This window comes from Cupriavidus sp. PET2-C1 (assembly GCF_054515855.1).
On the sequence record NZ_CM137259.1, the window covers coordinates 891440 to 912819 of the forward strand.

The 21380-nt window shown below is 67.4% G+C and carries 19 protein-coding genes; 10 read left to right on the plus strand and 9 right to left on the minus strand.

What is annotated here, in order from left to right; all coding sequences use genetic code 11:
* Positions 1 to 690: 690 nt before the first annotated feature.
* From ACX12D_RS04080 to araD, 3 genes are all read right to left on the minus strand, one after another.
* Positions 691 to 1764: an IS110 family RNA-guided transposase gene (locus ACX12D_RS04080; RefSeq protein WP_459373922.1), complete on the minus strand. Its 1074-nt coding sequence runs from the start codon at positions 1762 to 1764 to the stop codon at positions 691 to 693.
* Positions 1765 to 2071: 307 nt separating this feature from the next.
* A complete protein-coding gene (locus ACX12D_RS04085; RefSeq protein ID WP_459373017.1) occupies positions 2072 to 3055 on the minus strand; it encodes a tripartite tricarboxylate transporter substrate binding protein in 984 nt (327 codons plus the stop codon).
* Positions 3056 to 3139: 84 nt separating this feature from the next.
* Positions 3140 to 4906 (minus strand): L-arabinonate dehydratase, encoded by a 1767-nt coding sequence (gene araD, locus ACX12D_RS04090; protein ID WP_459373018.1) that lies wholly within the window; start codon positions 4904 to 4906, stop codon positions 3140 to 3142.
* 373 nt (positions 4907 to 5279) lie between these two features.
* On the opposite strand from araD, the gene ACX12D_RS04095 reads away from it, so the two are divergent.
* The 4 genes from ACX12D_RS04095 to ACX12D_RS04110 all read left to right on the plus strand — a co-directional run bounded on the left by ACX12D_RS04095 (position 5280) and on the right by ACX12D_RS04110 (position 8316).
* Positions 5280 to 6245, plus strand: a complete 966-nt coding sequence (locus ACX12D_RS04095) for a LacI family DNA-binding transcriptional regulator (protein ID WP_459373019.1) — start codon at positions 5280 to 5282, stop codon at positions 6243 to 6245.
* A gap of 93 nt (positions 6246 to 6338) precedes the next feature.
* Positions 6339 to 7280: a 2-hydroxyacid dehydrogenase gene (locus ACX12D_RS04100; protein WP_459373020.1), complete on the plus strand. Its 942-nt coding sequence runs from the start codon at positions 6339 to 6341 to the stop codon at positions 7278 to 7280.
* Positions 7281 to 7394: 114 nt separating this feature from the next.
* Entirely contained in the window at positions 7395 to 7589 is a 195-nt protein-coding gene (locus tag ACX12D_RS04105) for a DUF1059 domain-containing protein (protein WP_006160277.1), read from the plus strand.
* 178 nt (positions 7590 to 7767) lie between these two features.
* Positions 7768 to 8316: a nucleoside 2-deoxyribosyltransferase gene (locus tag ACX12D_RS04110; protein ID WP_459373021.1), complete on the plus strand. Its 549-nt coding sequence runs from the start codon at positions 7768 to 7770 to the stop codon at positions 8314 to 8316.
* A gap of 24 nt (positions 8317 to 8340) precedes the next feature.
* On the opposite strand, the gene ACX12D_RS04115 is transcribed toward ACX12D_RS04110, so the two are convergent.
* The 6 genes from ACX12D_RS04115 to ACX12D_RS04140 all read right to left on the minus strand — a co-directional run bounded on the left by ACX12D_RS04115 (position 8341) and on the right by ACX12D_RS04140 (position 14171).
* Positions 8341 to 8988, minus strand: coding sequence for a PqiC family protein (locus ACX12D_RS04115; protein ID WP_459373924.1), 648 nt, complete (start codon positions 8986 to 8988; stop codon positions 8341 to 8343).
* A complete protein-coding gene (locus ACX12D_RS04120; RefSeq protein ID WP_459373022.1) occupies positions 8988 to 10619 on the minus strand; it encodes a PqiB family protein in 1632 nt (543 codons plus the stop codon). Before ACX12D_RS04120 ends, ACX12D_RS04115 begins: the two co-directional genes overlap by 1 nt.
* Entirely contained in the window at positions 10612 to 11346 is a 735-nt protein-coding gene (locus ACX12D_RS04125) for a paraquat-inducible protein A (RefSeq protein WP_459373023.1), read from the minus strand. Before ACX12D_RS04125 ends, ACX12D_RS04120 begins: the two co-directional genes overlap by 8 nt.
* Positions 11343 to 12008 carry a paraquat-inducible protein A gene (locus ACX12D_RS04130; protein WP_459373024.1) on the minus strand — a complete coding sequence of 222 codons (666 nt, stop codon included), beginning with the start codon at positions 12006 to 12008 and terminating at the stop codon, positions 11343 to 11345. The genes ACX12D_RS04125 and ACX12D_RS04130 overlap by 4 nt, the downstream gene beginning before the upstream one ends.
* Positions 12005 to 13129 (minus strand): AI-2E family transporter, encoded by a 1125-nt coding sequence (locus ACX12D_RS04135; protein WP_459373025.1) that lies wholly within the window; start codon positions 13127 to 13129, stop codon positions 12005 to 12007. The genes ACX12D_RS04130 and ACX12D_RS04135 overlap by 4 nt, the downstream gene beginning before the upstream one ends.
* Positions 13130 to 13253: 124 nt before the next feature.
* Positions 13254 to 14171, minus strand: coding sequence for a LysR substrate-binding domain-containing protein (locus ACX12D_RS04140; RefSeq protein WP_459373026.1), 918 nt, complete (start codon positions 14169 to 14171; stop codon positions 13254 to 13256).
* Between the two features lie 119 nt (positions 14172 to 14290).
* Between ACX12D_RS04140 and ACX12D_RS04145 the strand changes: the two genes are divergently transcribed.
* The 6 genes from ACX12D_RS04145 (at position 14291) to ACX12D_RS04170 (ending at position 21369) form a co-directional block, all read left to right on the plus strand.
* Positions 14291 to 14764, plus strand: coding sequence for a (2Fe-2S)-binding protein (locus ACX12D_RS04145; RefSeq protein ID WP_150988391.1), 474 nt, complete (start codon positions 14291 to 14293; stop codon positions 14762 to 14764).
* On the plus strand, positions 14761 to 17034 hold the full coding sequence (locus tag ACX12D_RS04150) for a xanthine dehydrogenase family protein molybdopterin-binding subunit (RefSeq protein ID WP_459373027.1): 2274 nt from the start codon (positions 14761 to 14763) through the stop codon (positions 17032 to 17034). Before ACX12D_RS04145 ends, ACX12D_RS04150 begins: the two co-directional genes overlap by 4 nt.
* A gap of 60 nt (positions 17035 to 17094) precedes the next feature.
* Positions 17095 to 17289 carry a rubredoxin gene (locus ACX12D_RS04155; RefSeq protein ID WP_459373028.1) on the plus strand — a complete coding sequence of 65 codons (195 nt, stop codon included), beginning with the start codon at positions 17095 to 17097 and terminating at the stop codon, positions 17287 to 17289.
* Positions 17290 to 17292: 3 nt separating this feature from the next.
* Positions 17293 to 18531: an NAD(P)/FAD-dependent oxidoreductase gene (locus ACX12D_RS04160; RefSeq protein ID WP_459373029.1), complete on the plus strand. Its 1239-nt coding sequence runs from the start codon at positions 17293 to 17295 to the stop codon at positions 18529 to 18531.
* A gap of 82 nt (positions 18532 to 18613) precedes the next feature.
* The gene (locus tag ACX12D_RS04165; protein WP_459373030.1) at positions 18614 to 19630 is read left to right on the plus strand and encodes an aromatic ring-hydroxylating dioxygenase subunit alpha; all 1017 of its coding nucleotides are present in this window, start codon (positions 18614 to 18616) and stop codon (positions 19628 to 19630) included.
* Positions 19631 to 20001: 371 nt separating this feature from the next.
* Positions 20002 to 21369: a nucleobase:cation symporter-2 family protein gene (locus ACX12D_RS04170; protein ID WP_459373031.1), complete on the plus strand. Its 1368-nt coding sequence runs from the start codon at positions 20002 to 20004 to the stop codon at positions 21367 to 21369.
* Positions 21370 to 21380 lie beyond the last annotated feature (11 nt).

A 21380-nucleotide genomic window follows, 5' to 3' on the forward strand; every position in this document is an offset into this window, starting at 1 on the left:
GGCGCTGGTTTCGTGGTGAGGCTGCTCGGTAGCGGCATCCCTGCTCATTCATCCATCTGCCGGTACCGGTGCAAAGTGTCACGATATATCACGCCGTGATGGTTTCGTGGTGGGGTGGGCGCGGTGACGAGATTCATCCGGCCAATCAATCCGGTGCCACCGCGCCCACGACGGAAACGGGACGCTTGCAACTTCGTGGCCGGCCACCCCGCGAGCGACAGACGGCTTGAAATTCGTGGTGGCCGCTACCGGGGGGGCCACCACGAATCCCTGGGCATTGGCTGGTTCGTGGTGCTCTGAACCGGTAACGGCACGAGGCCATTAGAACCCGGGGCCGTACGACGAAATCATTGGGGTACCCAATGACGTCACGCCAGCCTCCTGCAAGGATCGCTTTCTTTTGGTTACTTATATGAACGCGCCCCGGTTTGCCAGGTAAATCATCTCATGATGCTCGGCGAGGATTTGGTTGCAGCCTTATATCCGGCCTCATGCAGGTCAAGCCTGCGGGCCCCTATGGAATTCGCCAAGAGCGGCCCTCGTCTTTTCAGCGTGCTCGAAGCACTTGTAACCGATCAGGGTCTCGTTCTTGCGGTCCAACCTGCCTTGCCATCACTTCACGTCTACCCGCGCAACCTGCTAGTCGAATTCAATTAACCTGCTTCATAGCCGCAGCTAGGGCTGCTGTGCCTACGGTTTTGGTAGGCGCAGATGCCCTAGCGCGGAATCCGCCATTTGCCTGGCCCTCGCCGCTTTCTTCAATTCGTGGTCTCTTTCATACGGCTCCTTGCCCCTCAGCACCGCCCAGGCAATTCTCGCCGCCTTGTTCGCCATCGCCACCACCGTCACGTTGGTCGGGCGTCGGCGCGCCAGCTGGTCGCACCAAGTCCCTTTGTCCTTGGCCCGGAACAGGACTGCCCTGGCACCGTGGATCAGCAGCATGCGCAGGTAACGGTCTCCGCGTTTGCTAATCGCCCCCAGTTGCACCTTGCCCCCAGTGCCACGCTGGCGCGGCACCAGCCCCAAGTAGGCCGACAGTTGCCGCCCCGATTCGAAGCCCTGCGCATCGCCAATCGTCGCTAGCATCGCCGTGGCCGTGAGCATGCCAATCCCCGGAATCGCCATCAGTTGCTCGCACGCTGGCTGCGTTTGGGACCAGGCCTTGATCTGTCCTTCCAACTGCTCAATGCCTTTGTCTAGCCGACCGATCAGCTCGAACTGTTCGCGCAACGCCTCGAAGACCCTCGCCGGCACGTCTTCCTCCACTTCGGCCAGTCTCTCGTTCATCTCCGCCAGACCTGCCTGACGCCCCCTCTTGAAGCTCAAGCCAAACTCATAGAGCGCGCCGCGCAAAGCGTTGATCATCATGGTGCGCATCTTGATGTGCTGCTCTCGCATCCGATGCAACACCAGCGTGGCCTGCTGCTCCACTGTCTTCGGCGTCACTGTCGGCATGCCCGGCTGTTGCGCCGCCGTCCAGATTGCGCGCGCATCCGCGGCGTCAGTCTTGTTGGTTTGCACGAACGGGCGGACGTATTTCGCATGCAACAGCTTCACCTCATAGCCCATCTCTAGGAGCTTGCGGGCCCACCAGTGCCCGCTGCCGCACGCCTCCAGCGCCACGCGTCCTTTGTGCTGAGCTAGAAACTCGATCAGCTTTTGACGCTGAAATCGCCGGTTGTGAATCTCGCCAGTCTCAGGGTCAACCCAGTACAGCTGGAACACATGCTTTGCAATATCCAGCCCAAATGTCATAGCATTCATTTCGGGTCCCTCCGTTCCTGTAGTGGTGGTGACATCTTCCACTCTGGCACATTGCGATGCCGTTCGGTCTGGAGGGACCCCCTCTCATCAGACTCTTTTCTGCCTGACCCACACTACCGTCTCGCTACCTCGCGCTCCACTGCGGGGACGGGGCGCGTTCATACCATCTTTTCTTTACGAGTAAAGAAAAGTGACATCTCACACGTTCCAAAACGGCCAACCCCGCACAGCCGCGCCAGCAGCTAGAAGCAGTAAAACCCCGCCCACAAGAGACACCCCCGCGTCAGCGGGCCACTCCGCTACCAGTTCAATCAATCCTGATATCCGCCGCCTTCACCACCCTCGCCCACTTCACGATCTCGCTGCGCTGGAACTCGGCAAACTCCCCGGGCGACATCCCCGATGGCTCCATGCCCAGCTTCTCCAGCCGCGCCTGCATATCCGGCGTCTTGATGATCGCCGAGATCTCCTTGTACAAGCGGTCCACGATCGGCTTGGGCGTATTTGCCGGCGCGAAGATGGCTTGCCAGGATTCCAGCTCGTAGCCGCTGACGCCGGCCTCGGCCATCGTTGGTACATTCGGCATGCTCTTGATGCGCCTGGCGGAAGTTACCGCCAGCGCCCGCAGCTTGCCCGAGTCGATATGCTGGGCCGCCACCACGGTGGTGTCGAACATCATCGGCACCTGCCCCGCCATCACGTCCTGGATCGCCGGGCCGCTGCCCTTGTAGGGAATGTGCGTGATCTTGATGCCGGCCAGGCTCTTGAACAATTCACCGGCCAGGTGCTGCGAGGTGCCGTTGCCGGCAGAGGCGAAGGCGAGCGTATCCGGCTTGGCCTTGGCTTCGGCCACGATGTCCTTCACGGTCTTGAACGGGCTGCCGGCGCTGACTACCAGCACATTGGCATTGGTGCCGATCAGCGTGATGGGGGCGAAGGACTTGACCACGTCATACGGCATCTTCGGGTACAGGCTGGCATTGATCGCGTGCGAGCTGATGGTGCCGCCGAGGATGGTGTAGCCATCGGGCGCGGCCTTGGAGGCGTAGTCGGAGCCGATATTGCCGCCGGCGCCGGGGCGGTTCTCCACCACCACGGTGGTGCCGAGCGCCTGGCCCAGGCGCTGGCCGATCAGGCGCGCCAGGGTGTCGGTGGTGCCGCCGGGGGGGAACGGCACCACGTAGGTGATCGGCTTGCTGGGCCAGCTGGCCTGGGCGGATGCGCTCAGCGGGAGGGCGGCGGCAGCCAGGGTCGCCGCGGCGGCCAGCAGCGCAAGGGCTTGGCGTTTCATGGGGTTGGGTCTCCTCGGTTCTTATTGGGATGGTGGAACGATGGTGCGGCGATGGTGCGGCGATGTTGGGACGCTGGTTAAGCGCTAGTGGATCTCCGGCTCGCCGTCCTCCGGGGCATCGACCGGTTCCAGGAAATCAAAGTCGCAGCCCTTGTCCGCCTGGCTGACATGGCGCAGGTAGAGCTTGCCGTAGCCGCGCTCGAACTTGGGCACGGGCGCGACCCAGGCGGCGCGGCGGCGCGCCATCTCTTCGTCGCTTATCAGCAGGTTGAGCTTGCGGGCCGGCACGTCCAGCTCGATCAGGTCGCCGTCGCGCACGAAGGCGAGCGGCCCGCCCACGTACGATTCCGGCGCCACGTGCAGCACGCACGCGCCGTAGCTGGTGCCGCTCATGCGCGCATCCGAGATGCGCACCATGTCGCGCACGCCTTGCTTGAGCAGCTTCTGCGGAATCGGCAACTGGCCCCATTCCGGCATGCCGGGCGCGCCTTGCGGGCCGGCGTTCTGCAGCACGATCACGCAGCTGGCATCGATATCCAGCTCTGGGTCGTCGATGCGGGCCGCCATGTCGTTGTAGTCGCGGAACACCACGGCGCGGCCGGTGTGGCGCAGCAGGTCCTGCTGCGCGGCCGGGGGCTTGATCACGGCGCCGTCCGGGGCGAGGTTGCCGCGCAGCACGGCCAGCCCGTCGCTGGCCACCAGCGGCTTGTCGCGCGGGCGGATCACGTCGTCATTGAATACGCGGGCGCCCTCCAGGTTCTCGCCGAGCGTGCGGCCATCGACGGTGAGCGTGCCGGTATCGAGCAGGTCGCCCATCTGCGCGAGCATCGCGCGCAGGCCGCCGGCGTAGTAAAAGTCTTCCATGAGGTACTGGCCCGACGGACGGATATTGGCCAGCACCGGCGTGCTGCGCGCCAGTTCGTCGTAGCGATCCAGCGATAGCGCGTGGCCGGCGCGGCGCGCCAGCGCGATCAGGTGGACGATGGCATTGGTGGAGCCGGACAGTGCCAGCGCGGTGCGCACGCCGTTATCGATGGCGGCGGGCGTGACGATCTCCGACGGCTTCAGGTCCTGCCACACCATCTCGACGATGCGCCGGCCCGACAGCGAGGCCATTTGCGCATGGCGCGAATCCGGCGCGGGAATCGACGAGGCGCCGGACAGGCACATGCCGATGGCCTCCACCACGGCCGTCATGGTCGATGCCGTGCCCATCGTCATGCAATGCCCCGGCGAGCGCGCGATGCCGTCTTCGATGCCCTGCCAGTCCTGCTCGGTGATATTGCCGGCGCGCAGCTCGGCCCAGTACTTCCACGTATCCGAGCCGGAGCCCAGCGTCACGCCGTTCCAGTTGCCGCGCAGCATCGGCCCGGCCGGCACGAAGAGGGTGGGCAGGTCCATCGCCAGCGCGCCCATCAGCAAGGCGGGCGTGGTCTTGTCGCAGCCGCCCAGCAGCACGCAGCCGTCCGCTGGGTAGGAGCGCAGCAGTTCCTCCGTCTCCATTGCCAGCAGGTTGCGGTAGAGCATGGTGGTGGGCTTCTGGAACGGCTCGGACAGGCTCATCGCCGGCATCTCCACCGGGAAGCCGCCCGCTTGCCAGATGCCACGCTTGACCTCTTCGGCGCGCTGGCGGAAGTGGCTGTGGCAGGGGTTGATGTCGCTCCAGGTGTTGATGATGGCGACAACCGGCTTGCCGGCGTAGTCGGCGCGGCTGTAGCCCATCTGCGCCGTGCGCGAGCGGTGGCCGAAGGCGCGCAGGTCGTTGGCGCCGTACCAGCGGTGGCTGCGCAGTTCCTCGGGCTGCTTGCGGGGCCGGTCTTGCGGCTTCTTGCCTGCGGGGTTTGTGGGCATGGGCTGTCTCCTCTGATCGGTAGCGTCGTGGCGACGTCTGTTCTTTTTTTGTCTGGCCCCGGCGGGCGGCCGTCCTGCGTCTCCCGCGCCGAAGACAGCAGATGATAGCGCTGTCATTTGTCACCCACAACGCATGCGTGCTCGGGGTTAACCCGTCGCGCGCCCCGGCATCGCAGCCCGTGGCGCGGCGCGGGCGCTATCATGGCGCCCATGCCGGCCCTGCGCGCATCCGGCTTTCTTTGCTTCTTTCACCACATTCATGGCCTCATCCCGCAAGCCGACCGCTCCTCGTTCTGCTCCTAGTTCTGCCCCTTCCACCGCGCCCACGCCAGCCCCTGCCGGCCGCGCCACTGGCAGCGTCACGCTGGCTGACGTGGCCAAGATCGCAGGCGTTTCGCCGATCACCGTGTCGCGCGTGGTCAACCAGCCCGGGCTGGTCTCGGCGGGCACCGTGGCGCGCGTGCAGGAGGCCATCCAGCGCACCGGCTACGTGCCCAACCTGCTGGCCGGCGGCCTGGCCTCGCGGCGCAGCAGGCTGATCGCGGCCATCGTGCCGACCATTGCCAACTCGATCTTTGCGGACACCATCCAGGCGCTGACCGATCGCTTTTCGCAAGCGGGCTACCAGATGATGCTGGGCTTGTCCGGCTATGCCGCCACGCGCGAGCAGGACCTGCTGGCCGCCATCCTTTCGCGCCGCCCGGACGGCATCGTGCTGACCGGCATCGCGCACACCGCCGACACGCGCCGGCGCCTGCTGGCCGCGCGCGTGCCGGTGGTGGAGACCTGGGACATCACGCCCACGCCGATCGACATGCTGGTGGGCTTCTCGCACGAGAAGGTGGGCCAGACGGTGGCCGAGTTCCTGTATGCGCGCGGCTATCGCAGGCCCGCCATCCTGTCGGCCAGCGACCAGCGCGCCGAGTCGCGCCGCCTGGGCTTTCTCGACGCGTTCGGCCGCCACGGCATCACGGAAGTGCCGAGCAGCATCGTGCCCGCGCCGTCCAGCCTGGGACTTGGCCGCGAGGGGCTGGCGCGGCTGCTCGATGGCGGCGCGCAGCCGGACGTGGTGTTCTGCAGCTCGGACACGCTGGCGCAGGGCGCGCTCTCGGAAGCCCGCGCGCGCGGGCTGACGGTGCCGGAGCAGCTCGCGGTGATGGGCTTTGGCGATCTCAACTTTGCCGCGCATACCTATCCGGCGTTGTCGACGGTGCGCATCGACGGCCCGGCCATCGGCCGCACCGCCGCCGAATGCCTGCTGGCCCGCATCGACGGGCGCGAAGTGGGGGAGCGCATCATCGACCTGGGATTCGAGGTCATCCAGCGCGAGAGCGCCTGACGCCTGAGCCTGGGTGCTGCCCTGCGGCGCGGCGCCGGACGCGTTATGATTGCGCTACCATCCAACGCTGTCTTTTTCCCTCGCCTCGCATCCATGTCCCAAGCCACGCTTATCCAGATCGGCCCGCTCGCGCCGCAGATCAATTCCCGCCTGCGCGAGCAGTACCAGGCTGTGCCGCTGTGGGAGCAGCCCGAGCCGCTGGCGTGGCTGCGCGAGCACGCGCAGCAGGCGCGCGTGGTGGTCACATCGGCGCGCCACGGCATCACTGCCGAGGCCATCGCGGCCATACCCAGGCTCGCAGCCATCGTGAGCTTTGGCGTCGGCTATGACGCGATCGCGCTGGACGCGGCCCGCGCGCGCGGCATCCAGGTCAGCAACACGCCCGACGTGCTCAACGATTGCGTGGCCGACCTCGCCTTCGGCCTGCTGCTCGACGCCGCTCGCGGCATTGCCCATGGCGACCGCTTCGTGCGCGCCGGCAAGTGGGGCAAGGACAACTTTCCGCTGACCACCCGCGTCTCCGGCAAGAAGCTCGGCATCCTGGGCCTGGGCCGCATCGGCGAGAAAGTGGCGCAGCGCGCCACTGGCTTCGGCATGGACATCGCGTACCACAACCGCCGGGCGCGCGCCGGCGCGCCGTGGCGCCACGAGCCGGACCTGAAGGCGCTGGCAGGCTGGGCGGATTTCCTGGCCGTGACCTGCGTGGGCGGCCCCGAGACCGAAGGGCTGGTATCGGCCGAAATCATCGAGGCGCTGGGCCCCAAGGGCATCCTGGTCAATGTGTCGCGCGGCAGCGTGGTGGACGAAGACGCGCTGGTGGCGGCCTTGCGCGACGGCCGCTTGGGCGGGGCCGGGCTGGACGTGTTCCGCGCCGAGCCGGAAGTGCCCGAGGCGCTGTTCGCGCTGGACAACGCGGTACTGGCCCCGCACGTGGCCAGCGGCACGCATGAAACCCGCGCGGCCATGGCCGGGCTGGTGTTCGACAACCTCGATGCGTTCCTTGGCACCGGCAAGGTGATCACGCCGGTACTCTGACGCGCTGGCAGGCCTCGCCCGCGCACGGCGCCAGTCCTATACTGGATCAGGCGGTGGATCAGGCGCCCGCCGCCCCGGCGGCGCCATCTCACCCTCGCGCGTGAGGAGGCAATGATGGGACGCAAATATATCGATTGCCGCGAGTTTCCGAGCGAGTCGAAGTGCACGGTGGCATTGAGCGCCGACACCGAAGACGAACTGCTCGAAGTCGCGGTCCAGCATGCGGTGCAGGTGCACCAGCACCAGGATGGCCCCGAACTGCGGCAGATGCTCAAGGGGGCATTCAAGGATGGCTCGCCGCCCGCGTGAGCACGGGAACGCCGGAACGCCGGAACGCAGGCCGCCGCCTGGCGAGGGCGGTGACCTGCCGTCCAGGTTCAGGTTGACGTTCAGGTTGACGTTGGATTTGAAGTGGCCGCTGTAGCCATCACGTCAAACACATGCGCTATCCTCACCAGCGTCAACGTCCGCCACCCAGCCACGCTCAATGAAAACCATCTACCTCGCCGGCTTCGACGTATTCCGCAAAGATGCCATCGCCTACGGCGAGACCCTCAAGGCACGCTGTGCCCATTACGGCTTCCTTGGCCTCTATCCCCTCGACAAAGCCGCCCCGGCCGGCCTTTGCGGCCCTGACACCGCGCGCTGGATCTACGAGGCGAACATCAACCTGCTGCGCCGCGCCGACATGGTGATGGCCAACCTGGACGATTTCCGCGGTCCGGGCGAGCCGGACTCGGGCACGGCATTCGAAGTGGGATTCGCGATTGCACTGCAAAAGCCGGTGTGGGGCTACAGCAGCGACCGCGGCACGTTGCTGGACCGCGTGGCCGTCGCCGCCGATGAAACGCACGGCAAGGGCCAACGGCTCGATGCGCGCGGCTTCGTGGTGGAGGACTTCGGCCTGGGCAAGAACCTGATGCTGGCCTGCTCGGCCAAGCTGGTGGCGGGCGACGCCGAGGCTTGCCTGGCGGCCATGGCCGAGTCGGAGCGGCGGCGCAGTTGCCGGGGCGCGTCGGCGCCGGCGGAGGATTGATTCCGCCGCGCCGCTACTTCGTCGCTATTTCGCCGTGCTTCGGCGCAGTGTCTCCACGCCGGCCGCGATATCGTCCGCGGTGCTTGCCACGATCTGGCGGTAAGCCGCCACGACACCGTCCACCGCGCCCGGCGCGGGCAGCTCGGCCTGCGTGCGGCCGGCCTTGACCTTGCCGTCGGGCAGGCGGCGCACGGTCCAGTTGATGACGGCGCCGGCCCGCTGGCCCACGTCGGCGTCCAGCCGCACCACTTCGGTGGTGATGCGGAACACGGGCGCCACTTCCGACAAGCCTTGCTGGTAGGTGTCGACCGCACCTAGCCTGGCCTGCAGCTGCTGCGACAGCGCGTCGCGCAGCTCGTCCGGCAGCGGCGCGGACCAGCGCGACAGGTCCAGCAGCTTGAGTTCGTTGCCATCCTTGCCGTCACGCACCACCAGCTGTGGCCGGTTGAGGCGTTCAGGCACGCGCACCGGCGCAACCTCGATCCACACCGGCTGCGCCTGCGGCGCCCGCGCTGGCGCGGCGGCCTGTCCTTCGGCGCCGGCGGCGGCAGCGGGACCCTGGGCCAGCGTGTAGTAGCGCGGATCGGGCGAGGCGCAGCCCGCCAGCAGCGCGGCGCCGAGCGCGAGGGGCAGCAACAGGCGGTGGCGGGTCATCTCTATGCGGGTCATCATCATTTCTCCGGCTTGCCGCGCACCAGCGCTTCAGGGTGGCGTTCCAGGTATTCGGTCAGCGTGCGCAGCGACACCGCGGTGCGCGTGAGCTCCTGCATCATGCGGCGCGTGTCTTGCTGCAGCGGGGCATCCGAGGCGAGCGTGCCGTTGGCCGCGCTCAACGTCTTGCGCGCGTCCTGCAGCGCGGCCAGCGCCTGGGGCGCCACGTCGCCGTTGAGCTGGGCGACCAGTTTGTCGGCACTGGTCATCATGGTGTTGAGCGTGGCCATCGACGTGCGCAGGTCCTGGCCGATCTGCTCGAACGGCACCTTGTCGATCTTGTTGACGATATCGCCCAGCTTGGCCTGCAGCTCGTCGAACGCGCCCGGCGTGGTGGCCAGTTCAGGCATGGTGCCATCCAGGTTGACGTTGGCCGGCGGCGCCTTGGGGAAGAAATCCAGCGCGACGTAGAGCTGGCCGGTCAGCAGGTTGCCGGTGCGCAACTGGGCGCGCATGCCGCGCTTGATCAGCGTCTGGACGATATTGCGGGCACGGTTGACGTCCTCCACGTCACGTGCCCGGAAGCCCATGCGCGAGGGGTACAGTTCCACCACCACCGGCAGGCGGAAAGCCTTCTTCTCGACCTGGTACTCGATGCCGATCGAGCGCACCTGACCCACGACCACGCCGCGGAAATCCACCGGCGCGCCGGGCGAGAGCCCGCGCACGGACTGGTCGAAGTTCAGCACGGCGAGAGAAGGCGCAATTTCTTCCGGCTCCTTCATCGCCTCGGTCTGGTCGCTGGCCAGCAGGAACTGGGTGTTCTCGTTGGCGGCATCCGTCGCCTTGGAGTCATCCGGGGCCTGGAAGGCCACGCCGCCGAGCAGCACCGTCACCAGCGATTGGGTGTTGAGCTTGAAGCCACCGGCATCGAGCTTGATGTCCACGCCGCTGGCGTGCCAGAAGCGCGAGTCGGCCGTGACCAGCTTGTCGTAGGGCTTGTTGATGAACACGCGCAGCGACAGGTCGCGCCCGTTGGGCTCCAGCTGGTAAGCCACCACCTGGCCGACCTGCACGCGGCGGTAGTAGACCGGCGAGCCGATGTCGAGCGAGCCGAGATCGGTGGCGCGTAGCAAGAACTGCTTGCCGGAGGCATCGGTGGTGACGGCGGGCGGCACTTCCAGCCCGGTGAAGTCGCGCACGCGCTCCTCCGACTTGCCGGCGTCGACGCCGATATAGGCGCCGGACAGCAGGGTGCTCAGCCCGGAGATGCCGCTGGTGGCAAAGCGCGGTCGCACCACCCAGAAGCGCGTGTCCTTGGTGGAGAAGCTTTCCGCATCCTGGGTCAGGTCGATCTTGGCGATCACGTGCGAGTGGTCGCCGGCCAGCCGCACGGACTTGACCAGGCCGATGTCCACGTCCTTGTAGCGTACCGGCGTCTTGCCCGGGACCAGGCCCTCGGCGGTGCGGAACGTGACCGTGATCTCGGGGCCGCGCTCGGTGAGCGTATGGATCAGCAGCGACAAGCCAACCACCGCCGCCACGATCGGGATCAGCCAGACCAGCGAGGGCAGCCAGCGCGCGCGGCGGCGGCGCTCCGGCGCCGGCGGCTGCGAGGAAGGAGAGGGAGGGGACTGGTCTAGGTCAGGCATCGTTTGTATCCATCGAATCCCACAGCAGGCGCGGGTCGAAACTGAGTGAAGCCAGCATGGTGAGCACCACCACGGAGCCGAACGCCATGGCGCCGGCGCCCGGGATGATGGTGGCCAGCGCCCCGGCCCGCACCAGCGAAGCCAGCAGCGCCACCACGAAAATATCCAGCATCGACCAGCGGCCGATGATTTCCACCAGCCCGTACAGCCTGGTCTGCTGGCGAATCCGCCAGCGCGAGCGGAAGTGCACGGACAGCAGCAGCAGCGCGAGGATGATCATCTTCAACAGCGGCACCACGATGCTGGCGATCAGCACCACGATGGCCAGCATGTTGGAGCCCGACAACCATAGGTAGACCACGCCGGAAAAGATGGTGTCGCGCTGCGTGCCCAGGATGGACTGCGTCACCATGACCGGCAGCAGGTTGGCGGGAATGTAAAGGATGAGGGCGGACAACAGGAACGCCCAGGTGCGCGCGAGGCTGTTCGGCTTGCGGCGATGCAGCGTGGCGCCGCAGCGCGGGCAAGGCTCGTCTTGCATCGCGAGCGGGCTGAGCGCGTCGCAGGCGTGGCAGGACACCAGGCCCATCGACGTGGCGGTAGGCACCTGCGGCAGCGGCTTGGTTTCGTCGTCGTCGGTCAGCTCTGCCACCACGTTGGCGGCCAGGCGGCGCGAGCGCGCCAGCGCGGCGGCGCCTGGCGGGAGCTTGGGGGCCGGGGCGCTCATCGGGGCGCCTCCTCGTCCAGGTGCTGCCACAGGTCGCGCGGATCGAACGACAGCATCGCGGCCAGCACGATCACCAGCACGGCGAACGACCACAGGGCCACGCCCGGCAACACCTGCGCCATGGTCGAGAGCTTGACCAGCGTGACCAGCACGCCAATCATGAAGACTTCGATCATGCCCCACGGCCGGGTTTGCTGGATGCCGCGCACGATGCGCTCGAAGCCCGGCGGCATCCGGTGGCGCGCCATCGGCACCAGCAGGTAAAGCATCATCAGCAGCTCGGACAAGGGAAACAGGATGGTGGTGGCGAACACCAGCACGGCCACCAGCGTCATGTTGTCCGCGTAGAGCGCCTGCACCGCGCCCCATAGCGTGGTTTCGGTGCGCACGCCCTTGAGATCCATCTCGACGATGGGATAGGCGTTGGACACCAGGAACAGGATCAGCGCGGCAATGACCAGCGGCAGCAGCCGCGCATAGGCCCGCGAGCTATCGCGGTAGAGCTGGCCGCCGCAGCGCAGGCACAGCGCGCGCTCGCCTGGCTCCAGCTCGGCGCGCTGGTAGACCGCATCGCAGTACTCACAGGCCACCAGCCGGGCCAGCTCGGCCTGGGTGGGCGGCGGTGCCAATGGCTGGGGTTCGGGACGGCTGGTTTCGCTCATGCCTTGCCGGAACCCGCCACGTCCTCGGCGGTGGTGATGGGCTTGCCTTGCGCCAGCGTGGGCGGCGGGTCGGCCAGGTGCTGCGAGCCGATGGTCCAGTCGCGCAGCAGCGCGTAGGCCACCGCCAGCAGGGTCGGGCCGATAAACACGCCGAGGAAGCCGAAGGCCAGCGCGCCGCCGAACACGCCCAGCATGACCCAGATCAGCGGCATGTCGGTGCCCTTGCTGATGAGCAGCGGCTTGATGACGTTGTCGGCCATGCTGACCACGCCCACGCCCCACACCACCATGAAGATGGCCCAGCCGAGCGAGCCGGTGTGGTAGAGCCAGAGCGCGGCGGGAATCCACACCAGCGGCGGGCCGACCGGGATCACGGACAGGAAGAAGGTGATGAAGCCGAGGATGGCGGCGCCGGGCACGCCGGCGATCCAGAAGCCGATGCCGGCCAGCAAGGCCTGCACGAAGGCGGTGCCCAGCACGCCGTAGACCACGCCCTTGACGGTGTTGCCGGCCAGCGCCAGCAGGTGGTCGGCGCGCTCGCCGGCAATGCGGCGCATGCCAGCGCGCAGCCACGCCACCGCAAACTCGCCGCCGGTATAGAAAAAGAACGCCAGCACGATCGACAGCGCCAGCTGGCCCAGCCCGGCGCCGATAGACAGCCCGGCGCCCAGCACCACATGGCCCACGGGCGCGATCAGCTTGCGCAGGTTGGCGACCATCTCCGAGTCGGCATGGATCACCTTGTCCCAGGAGCTTTGCAGGTAGTCGCCCACATACGGCAGGCCGGTCAGCCACCCGGGCAGCGCGGGCGCGCCGTGATCGAAGAACTGGTCGACCAGGCCGGACAGCTCGTCGATGTGCGCGGAGATGCTGGCGCCGGCATAGACAAAGGGGCCGAGCACGATGACCGCGGCCAGCAGCACGCAGATCAGGGCCGCCAGGCTGCGCCGGTTGCCCAGCCAGCGCGAGAGCACCGTATAGGGGTACCACGAGCTGAAGGCGAGGATGGCGCCCCACAACAGCGCGGTGGTAAAGGGCGCGAGCACCAGCAGCGAGCCGCCGATCAGCACGATCAGTGCAAGGATGGCGGCGAGTTTTTCAATCAGTTGGCCGGAATTCATCGGGTGCTTCTCCTGGACTGCCGGTGTGACGTGAACGGCGACAATATATAGGAAAACCCGTAGCCCGCCGGAGGCAGGCGGCATTGCGGGGGCGGCAATGTTGCATTGCGGGACGCCGGGCGCACTATGTGCTGCGCAGGCCTTCCCCGAACGTCTCACGATGCCATACCTCGGTGACATCTTCCAGCAGCGTGAGAAAGCGGTCCAGCGCGGGCAGGCCGTGGTCGCGCCGCACGGTGGCATAAAGGTCGGCGGCCAGCCCCGGTTCGTCCAGCGTGAGGAAGGCGACATCTTCCCGCGGCGCGCCCGACAGCGAGCGCGGCAGCGCGCTCACCCCCACGCCTGCGCCCACCAGGCTCAGCACCGTCTGCGGATCCACCGACTCGTGCAGCACGCGCGGGTGGAAGCCATTGCGCACGCAGGCGGCCAGCAAGCTGCGGATCACCGGGCTTTGCGTATTCAGCAGCACAAATGGCTCGGCCGCCAGCGCTTTTAGCCGGATCCGGCCGCTGGCCGCCAGCGGATGGCCGGCCGGCAACGCGGCCATCAGCGGCTGCGGATAGACGCGGATCGAGCGCAGTTCCTCCCGCCCGGTAGCGCTGGAGGCAAAGCCGACGTCGATCTGGCCACGCACCAGCGCCTCGCCCTGCTGGTCGGGGAGCATCTCGTGCAGGGTCCACTCCACCGCCGGGTTGCGCTCCTGGAACAGCCGCATGGTGCGGGGCAGGGGGCCGTACATCACCGAATTGATGATGCCGATGCGCAGGTAGCCCTCCAGCCCGTCGGCCACGCGCAGCACCATTTTCCGGGTCGAGTCCAGGTCGGCCACGATGTCGCGCGCCCGCGTCAGCAGCGCCTCGCCCGCCCTGGTCAGGCGCGCGCCCAGGCGGCCGCGCTCGAACAGGATGACCCCAAGAGACGCCTCCAGCGACTTGATCTGCTGGCTCAGCGGCGGCTGGGAAATATGCAGGCGCTCGGCGGCACGGCTGAAGTTGCCCGCCTCGGCGACGGCGATGAAATAGCGGAGTTGGCGGATATCCATATGAATCTCGTATGGAAAAGATTCTCAAATCATATTTCACATATGGATTTGGCGCAGCTAGTCTTTGCTTCAACGCAGCCCGCCAGCCCCCGAAGACCGTGGAGCAAGGAGAAAAAACCATGACCCCCATCAAAGTCAACGGCGCCCTGCGCGCCGTGCAAGCCCCCGGCGACACCCCCTTGCTGTGGGTGCTGCGCGACGAGCTCGATCTCACCGGCACCAAGTACGGCTGCGGCATGGGCCTGTGCGGCGCCTGCACGGTGCATGTGGATGGCGCCCCGGTGCGGGCCTGCCAGACGCCGGTTTCCACCGTGGCCGGCAAGCGGGTCACCACCATCGAGGGCCTGGGCCAGCCCGATGCGCTGCACGCGGTGCAGAAAGCCTGGCAAGCCGAGGACGTGCCGCAATGCGGCTACTGCCAGTCCGGCCAGCTGATGTCGGCCGCCGCGCTGCTGGCCAGCAAGCGCAACCCCACCGATAGCGATATCGACGCCGCCATGGCCGGCAACATCTGCCGCTGCGGCACCTACGACCGCATCCGCCGCGCGATCCACCGCGCCGCCGCCGAACTGCGTGGAGGCAAGCCAGCATGAAGCGCGACCTCAACCCAATCGATGCCACCCCGGCCAATGGCGGGCGCCGCCGCTTCCTGCAAGCCGGCGCGGCGCTCGCCGGCGGCCTGCTGCTGGAGATCGGCAGCGGCGGCCAGCTCATCCGCAACGCGGCCGCCGCGCCCGTCACCGACAGCGCGGCCGGCAATTTCGCCCCCAATGCCTGGGTGCGCGTCACCCCCGACAACCGCGTGCTGCTGGTGGTCCACAAGTACGACAGCGGCACCGGCGTGAAGAACGCGCTGGGCCTGATGCTGGCCGAGGAGCTGGATGCCGACTGGGCCACCGTGCAGGTAATCCAGCCCGACGATCCCCTTGCCAAGGCCTACCTGCATCCGCTGTGGGGCATGCACGCGACCGGCGGCAGCACCAGCGTGCCGCTGGAGTGGAACACGCTGCGCCGCGCGGGCGCCACCGCGCGCGCCATGCTGGTAGCGCAGGCGGCGCAGCGCTGGGCGGTCGAGCCAGCGGCCTGCAAGACGGCCGCTGGCACCGTGATCCACGTGGCCAGCGGCCAGCGCCTCACCTACGGCGAGCTGGCCGAAGGCGCGGCACGCCTGCCGGTGCCGGCCGAGGTCACGCTCAAGCGGCCAGACGAGTTCGTGCTGATCGGCAAGGAGCGCAGCAGCTACCGCGTGGCCGACAAGCTCACCGGCCGCGCGCGCTACGCCATCGACATCAAGCTGCCGGACATGCTGACCGCCATCGTGGTGCACGCGCCGGTGGTCAACGCGCGGGTGGTGTCATTCAACGCCGCCGAGGTCAAGGCGTTGCCCGGCGTGCGCGATGTGTTCGCCACCGAGATCCCGGACGTGATCGCGCATTTCCGTCCCGACGCGCCGGCCGCGCGCCCCATCAACGGCGCCAGCCAGCCCGGCGTGGCCATCGTGGCCGATCATTTCTGGGCCGCGCAGCGCGCGCGCCAGGCGCTCAAGGTGGCGTGGGGCGACAGCGAGATGAAGGACTTCAGCGCCGAGGCCGCCATCCGCGCCATGGCCGCGCGCGTGGACGAGCCTGGCAAGAAATCCAAGGTCAAGGGCGATGCCGATACCGCCTTCCAGGGCGCCGCCAAGGTGGTGGAAGCGGTCTACACCATGCCCTACAAGGCGCATGCGCAGATGGAGCCGCTCAGCATCGTGGCGTGGGTCCGGCCCGACGCGGTGGAGTACTGGGGCGGCGTGCAGGTGCCATCGCGCTGCGCGCAGGCGGCCGAGACCATTGCCGGCATCTCGCGCGACAAGGTGAAGATCCATCTGACCGAAGCCGGCGGCAGCTTCGGCGCCCGCGAAGGGCTGCACATCATCCTGGAAGCGACCTATATCGCCAAGCGCATGGGCCGCCCCGTCAAGCTGCTCTACAGCCGCGAAGACGACATGCACGCGTTCTATTACCAGAGCGCCAGCGTGCACAAGGCGCGCGCCGCGCTGGACGCGGCCGGCAATGTGCAGGCCTTCAGCCTGCGCGCCGTGGTGCCATCGATCAAGGAGCCCGACGATCCCGGCTTCCTGGCCAAGGTGCCGGTCGACCCGAGTTGCACCGAGGGCATGCGCGACGATTTCTATTACCAGGTGCCCGCGCTCGACCTCGCCTGGGTGCGCCACGAGCCGGGCTTCCCGGTGTGGTGGTGGCGCGCGGTGAGCTATGTGCCGAATATCTTCGCCATCGAAAGCCTGATCGACGAAGCCGCGCATGCCAGCGCGCAGGACCCGGTGGCGTTGCGCCGCAAGCTGCTGCAAGGCAAGCCCGAGCATGTGGCGGTGCTCGACCGCGCCGCCGCGCTGGCGGGCTGGAAGGCCGGCGCGAAGCCGGGCAAGGGCGGCGAGGGCCGTGGCCTGGGCGTGGCCACCTACGAAGGCTACAAGAGCTATATCGCCATCGTGGCCGATGTCAGCGTCAGGAACGGCGCCATCACCGTGCACAAGATCACCTGCGTGGTGGACTGCGGCCTTGCCGTCGATCCCAGCTCGGTGCGCCAGCAACTGGCTGGCGGCATCTATTGGGGCGTGTCCACCGCGTTGATGAACGCGGTGCATATCGAGAACGGCGGCGTGAAGCAAAGCAACTTCCACGACTACCCGGTGGTGCGCATGAGCGACGCCCCGGCGCTGGAGATCGTGGTGATGCCGCCCTCCGGCAGGCAGCCCGGTGGCGTCGGCGAACTGTCCAACCCGCCGGTGGTGCCGGCGATCGGCAACGCCATTTTTGCGGCCACCGGCAAGCGCTTGCGCGCCACGCCATTTGCGCTGGCATAGGCCAGCCATCCGAGCGGCACGCAAACACGTAACAACCCGAACCTGACGAGAGGCTTCGCAATGACCACAGTGACCACAATGACGACAGCGACGAAATGGAAATGCCTGGTATGCGGCTTTGAATACGACGAAGCGCTCGGCATGCCCGAACACGGCTTTCCCGCTGGCACCCGCTGGGAGGAAATCCCCGACGAATGGCTGTGCCCGGACTGCGGCGTGAGCAAGGCCGAGTTCGAGATGGAAGTGGTGGCCTGAGCCATGGCGAACGACACCAACGACACCAACGACGGCATCACCGCGAAAACGCAGCAAGCCCTGCCGCTGGTCATCCTCGGCACCGGCCTGGCCGGCTACACGCTGGCGCGCGAGTTCCGCAAGCTCGACAGCGCGACGCCGCTGGTCATCGTCACGCGCGACGGCGGTGAGTCGTACTCCAAGCCGATGCTGTCCAATGCGCTGGCCGGCAACAAGGCGCCCGCCGCACTAGCCATCGCCAGCGCGCAGAAGATGGCCGCGCAGCTCAACGCACGGGTGATGACGCATGCCGATGCATCGGCCATCGATACGGCCGCCGGCACCGTGCTGGTCGCCGGGCAACCGCTGCGCTACGGACAACTGGTGCTGGCGCTGGGCGCGCAAGCGCGCGCGCCGGGCTTGCAAGGCGATGGCGCCGATGCCGTGCAGACCGTCAACGATCTCGCCGACTACACGCGCTTCCACGCCTCGCTGCAAGGCAAGACGCGCGTGGCCATCCTCGGCGCGGGCCTGATCGGCTGCGAGTTCGCCAACGACCTGCACGCGGGTGGCTTCGGCGTCGAGCTGGTCGATCCCGCCGCATGGCCGCTCGGCCGGCTGCTGCCGGGCGAAGCGGGCGAGCTGATGGCCGGCGCGCTGCGCGGCCTCGGCGTGCGGCTGCACCTTGGCGAGATGCCGGTCGCGGTGCATCGCCGCGATGGCGCGCTCGCGGTGCAACTGGCCAGCGGCGCGGAGATCGCCGCCGACGTGGTGCTGTCCGCCACCGGGCTGTTGCCGCGCGTGGCGCTGGCGCAAGACGGCGGCATTGCCACCGCGCGCGGCATCGTGGTGGACCGCCTGCTGCGCACCAGCGCACCGTCGGTCTACGCGCTGGGCGACTGCGCCGAGGTCGATGGCCTGGTGCTGCCTTACGTGATGCCGCTGATGCAGGCTGCGCGCGCACTGGCCCGCACGCTAGCCGGCACGCCTGCGCCGCTGAGCTATCCCGCCATGCCGGTGGTGGTGAAAACGCCTGTGCTGCCGGCCGTGGTGTCGCCCGCGCTGGCCGGTGCGGGCAACTGGGAGATCGAGTCCCAGGCGGCCGGGGAAGCCGGCGCGGGCCTGCGCGCGTTGTTCCGCGATACGCAAGGCGGCCTGGCCGGATTCGCGCTGCTGGGCAAGGCCGTGGCGGAGAAGGGCGCGCTTGCCAAACAGATCAGCGACTGGCTGCCGGTGCCAGCCGCGCCAGCCGCACCCGCCTGAAACAAGAACACGACGCGCTGCATTCCCGCATTCCTGCACGCCTGCACAACCCACACTCGACAATACGAGAGGAGACCTCCCAATGCTTGTCACTCAACAACCGGTCCTGCGGCGCTTCTGGTACGCGGTCATTCCCGAATCCAGGCTCGACCTTGGCCCGCAGCCGTTCACGCTGCTGGGCGAGGACATCGTGATCTGGCGCGGCGCCGATGGCACGCCCGCAGCCGTGCGCGACCGCTGCTGCCATCGCACCGCCAAGCTCTCCAAGGGCTATGTGGATGCGGACGGCCTGCTGTGCTGCGGCTATCACGGCTGGTCCTACGATTGCAGCGGCAAGTGCGTGCGCATCCCGCAGATGCCGCAGAACATGATCCCCGCCAACGCGCGCGTGGCCAACTACCACTGCAAGCTGCGCTACGGCTACGTGTGGGTGGCACTGGACGACCCGCTGACCGATATCCCGGATATCCCGGAAGGCAACGATCCTTCGCTGCGCCGCATCCCGCAGTTCTACGAGCGTTGGGCATGCAGCGGCCTGCGCTTCATGGAAAATTCGTTCGACAACGCGCACTTCAGCTTCGTGCACAAGAACACCTTCGGCAAATTCGCCAGCCCGAAGCCGGCAGACATCGAGATCATCGAGAACGCGTGGGGTTTCGAGTCGCGCCGCTCGGTGCCGATCATGAACCCGCCAGATAGCTGGCTGCTCACCGGCAGCAAGGAACCGGAGACCATCCGCCACCTGCACGACAACTGGTACATGCCGTTTTCGCGCCGCTTCGGCTGCACCTATCCGAATGGCCTGGTGCACACCATCGTCAACTGCGCCACGCCCATCGACGACAAGAACACGATGATGGTCCAGTGGCTATACCGCAACGACACGGAGCAGCAGGCGCCGGCCGAGGAACTGGTCAAGTTCGACCATGCGGTCACGCGCGAGGACAAGGAGATCCTGGAAGCCACGGATTACGACGCGCCCATCGATACCACGCGGCGCATGGAGTTCCACATGCCGTCCGACAAGCCCGGGCTGGTGATGCGCAAGAAGCTGATGGCGCTGCTGCAGGCGCACGGCGAGAAGGAGGTGCACCTGTAATGCTTGCTTGATCTTGCCCCGGCGCCTGCTGGGCGCTAGCCAGGTGCCGGGGTTTTCTTTTTTGGGTTCATCGGACTTGCGTGGGTCGATCAGTGCGATGCGATACGCTGGTTTGCTCCCCTCTCCCATGAAATGGGAGAGGGGCCGGGGGAGAGGGCGGGCGCTCGCTCAACGTGATGCGCCTCGCTCTTGCGCAGGCCCGCCCTCTCCCCCAACCCCTCTCCCGCCATGCGGGAGAGGGGAGCTACGGCAGTGCTGGATTTGGCTCATCGACGAATCGACCCACACGACAGTCGGATGTATTTTTTGCGCGCCCGTATTCCCAGAGATGTCGCGTCATCGCACGTAACGGCACAAGAGGAGACAACCCCATGAACACCCAAGACCTGACCGGCGACAGGCCGGCCGCAGTGGACCAGGTGCCCGCCCCCGGGCCGCTGGTGATGCTGGGCTTCCAGCACGTGCTGGTGATGTATGTTGGCGCCATCGCGGTGCCGATGATCATCGCCAGCGCGCTCAAGCTGCCAAAGGAGGCGGTGGCGGTCCTGATCAATGCCGACCTCTTCACCTGTGGCGTCGCCACCATCCTGCAGGCCGCGGGCTTCTGGCGCTTCGGCGTGCGCATGCCGGTGATGCAGGGCGTGGCCTTCAGCGCCATCCCGCCGATCCTTGTCATCGCCACCAATCCTGCGCTTGGCTTGCCGGCCGTCATCGGTGCGGTGATGGCGGGCGGCGTCATCACCATGCTGCTGGCGCCGGTGTTCGGCAAGCTGCTGCGCTTCTTTCCGCCCATCGTTGGCGGGTCCATCGTGATGGTGGTGGGGCTGTCGCTGTTTCCGGTCGGCGTGAACTGGGTTGGCGGCGGGCGCGGCGCGCCGGATTTCGGCGCGCCGCACAACCTGGCGCTGGCGGGCTTCGTGTTCGCGCTGATCCTGGTCATCAACAAGTGGCTCAAGGGCTTCTGGTCCAACGTCTCCGTGCTGCTGGCGCTGGCGGCCGGCATGCTGGTGGCGATCCCCTTTGGCATGGTGGATTTCCATGGCGTGGCCGAGGCGCCGATGGTCGACGTGATCCACCCCTTCTATTTCGGCTGGCCGGTGTTCGATGTGGTGGCCACGCTGACGATTGTGGTGGTGATGATCATCATCATGATCGAGTCGATGGGCTTGTTCCTGGCGATCGGCGACGTCGTGAACAAGCCGCTGAGCGCGGGCGAGATGACGGATGGCCTGCGGGCCAACGGGCTGGCCAGCGTGATCGGCGGGGCGCTCAATGGCTTCCCCTACACCATCTACAGCCAGAACATCGGCCTGCTGGTGGTGACGGGCGTCAAGAGCCGCTGGGTCGTGGTGGCGGCGGGCGTGATCCTGTGCGCGCTGGGCTTGTTTCCCAAGCTGGCCACGGTCGTGGCTTCCATCCCTCTGCCGGCGCTGGGCGGGGCAGGGCTGTTCATGTTCGGGGTGGTGACCTCGGCGGGCGTGCGCACGCTGGCGCGGGTGGATTTCGAGGGCACGCGGCACAACGTGTATATCGTTGCCGCCACCCTGGCCATCTCGCTGCTGCCGACGTTCTCGGGCACGCTGTTCAACCAGTTGCCGGGCTGGCTGCAGCCCATCATGCACAGCAGCATCCTGCTGGCTTGCGTGATGTCGGTGGCATTGAACCTGTTGTTCAACGGCATGGCGCGTGCCGATGCACACGCCATGCCGGCGGCGGGCGGGTTGCAGGCGAGCCGCTAGCGCCCGCGCGG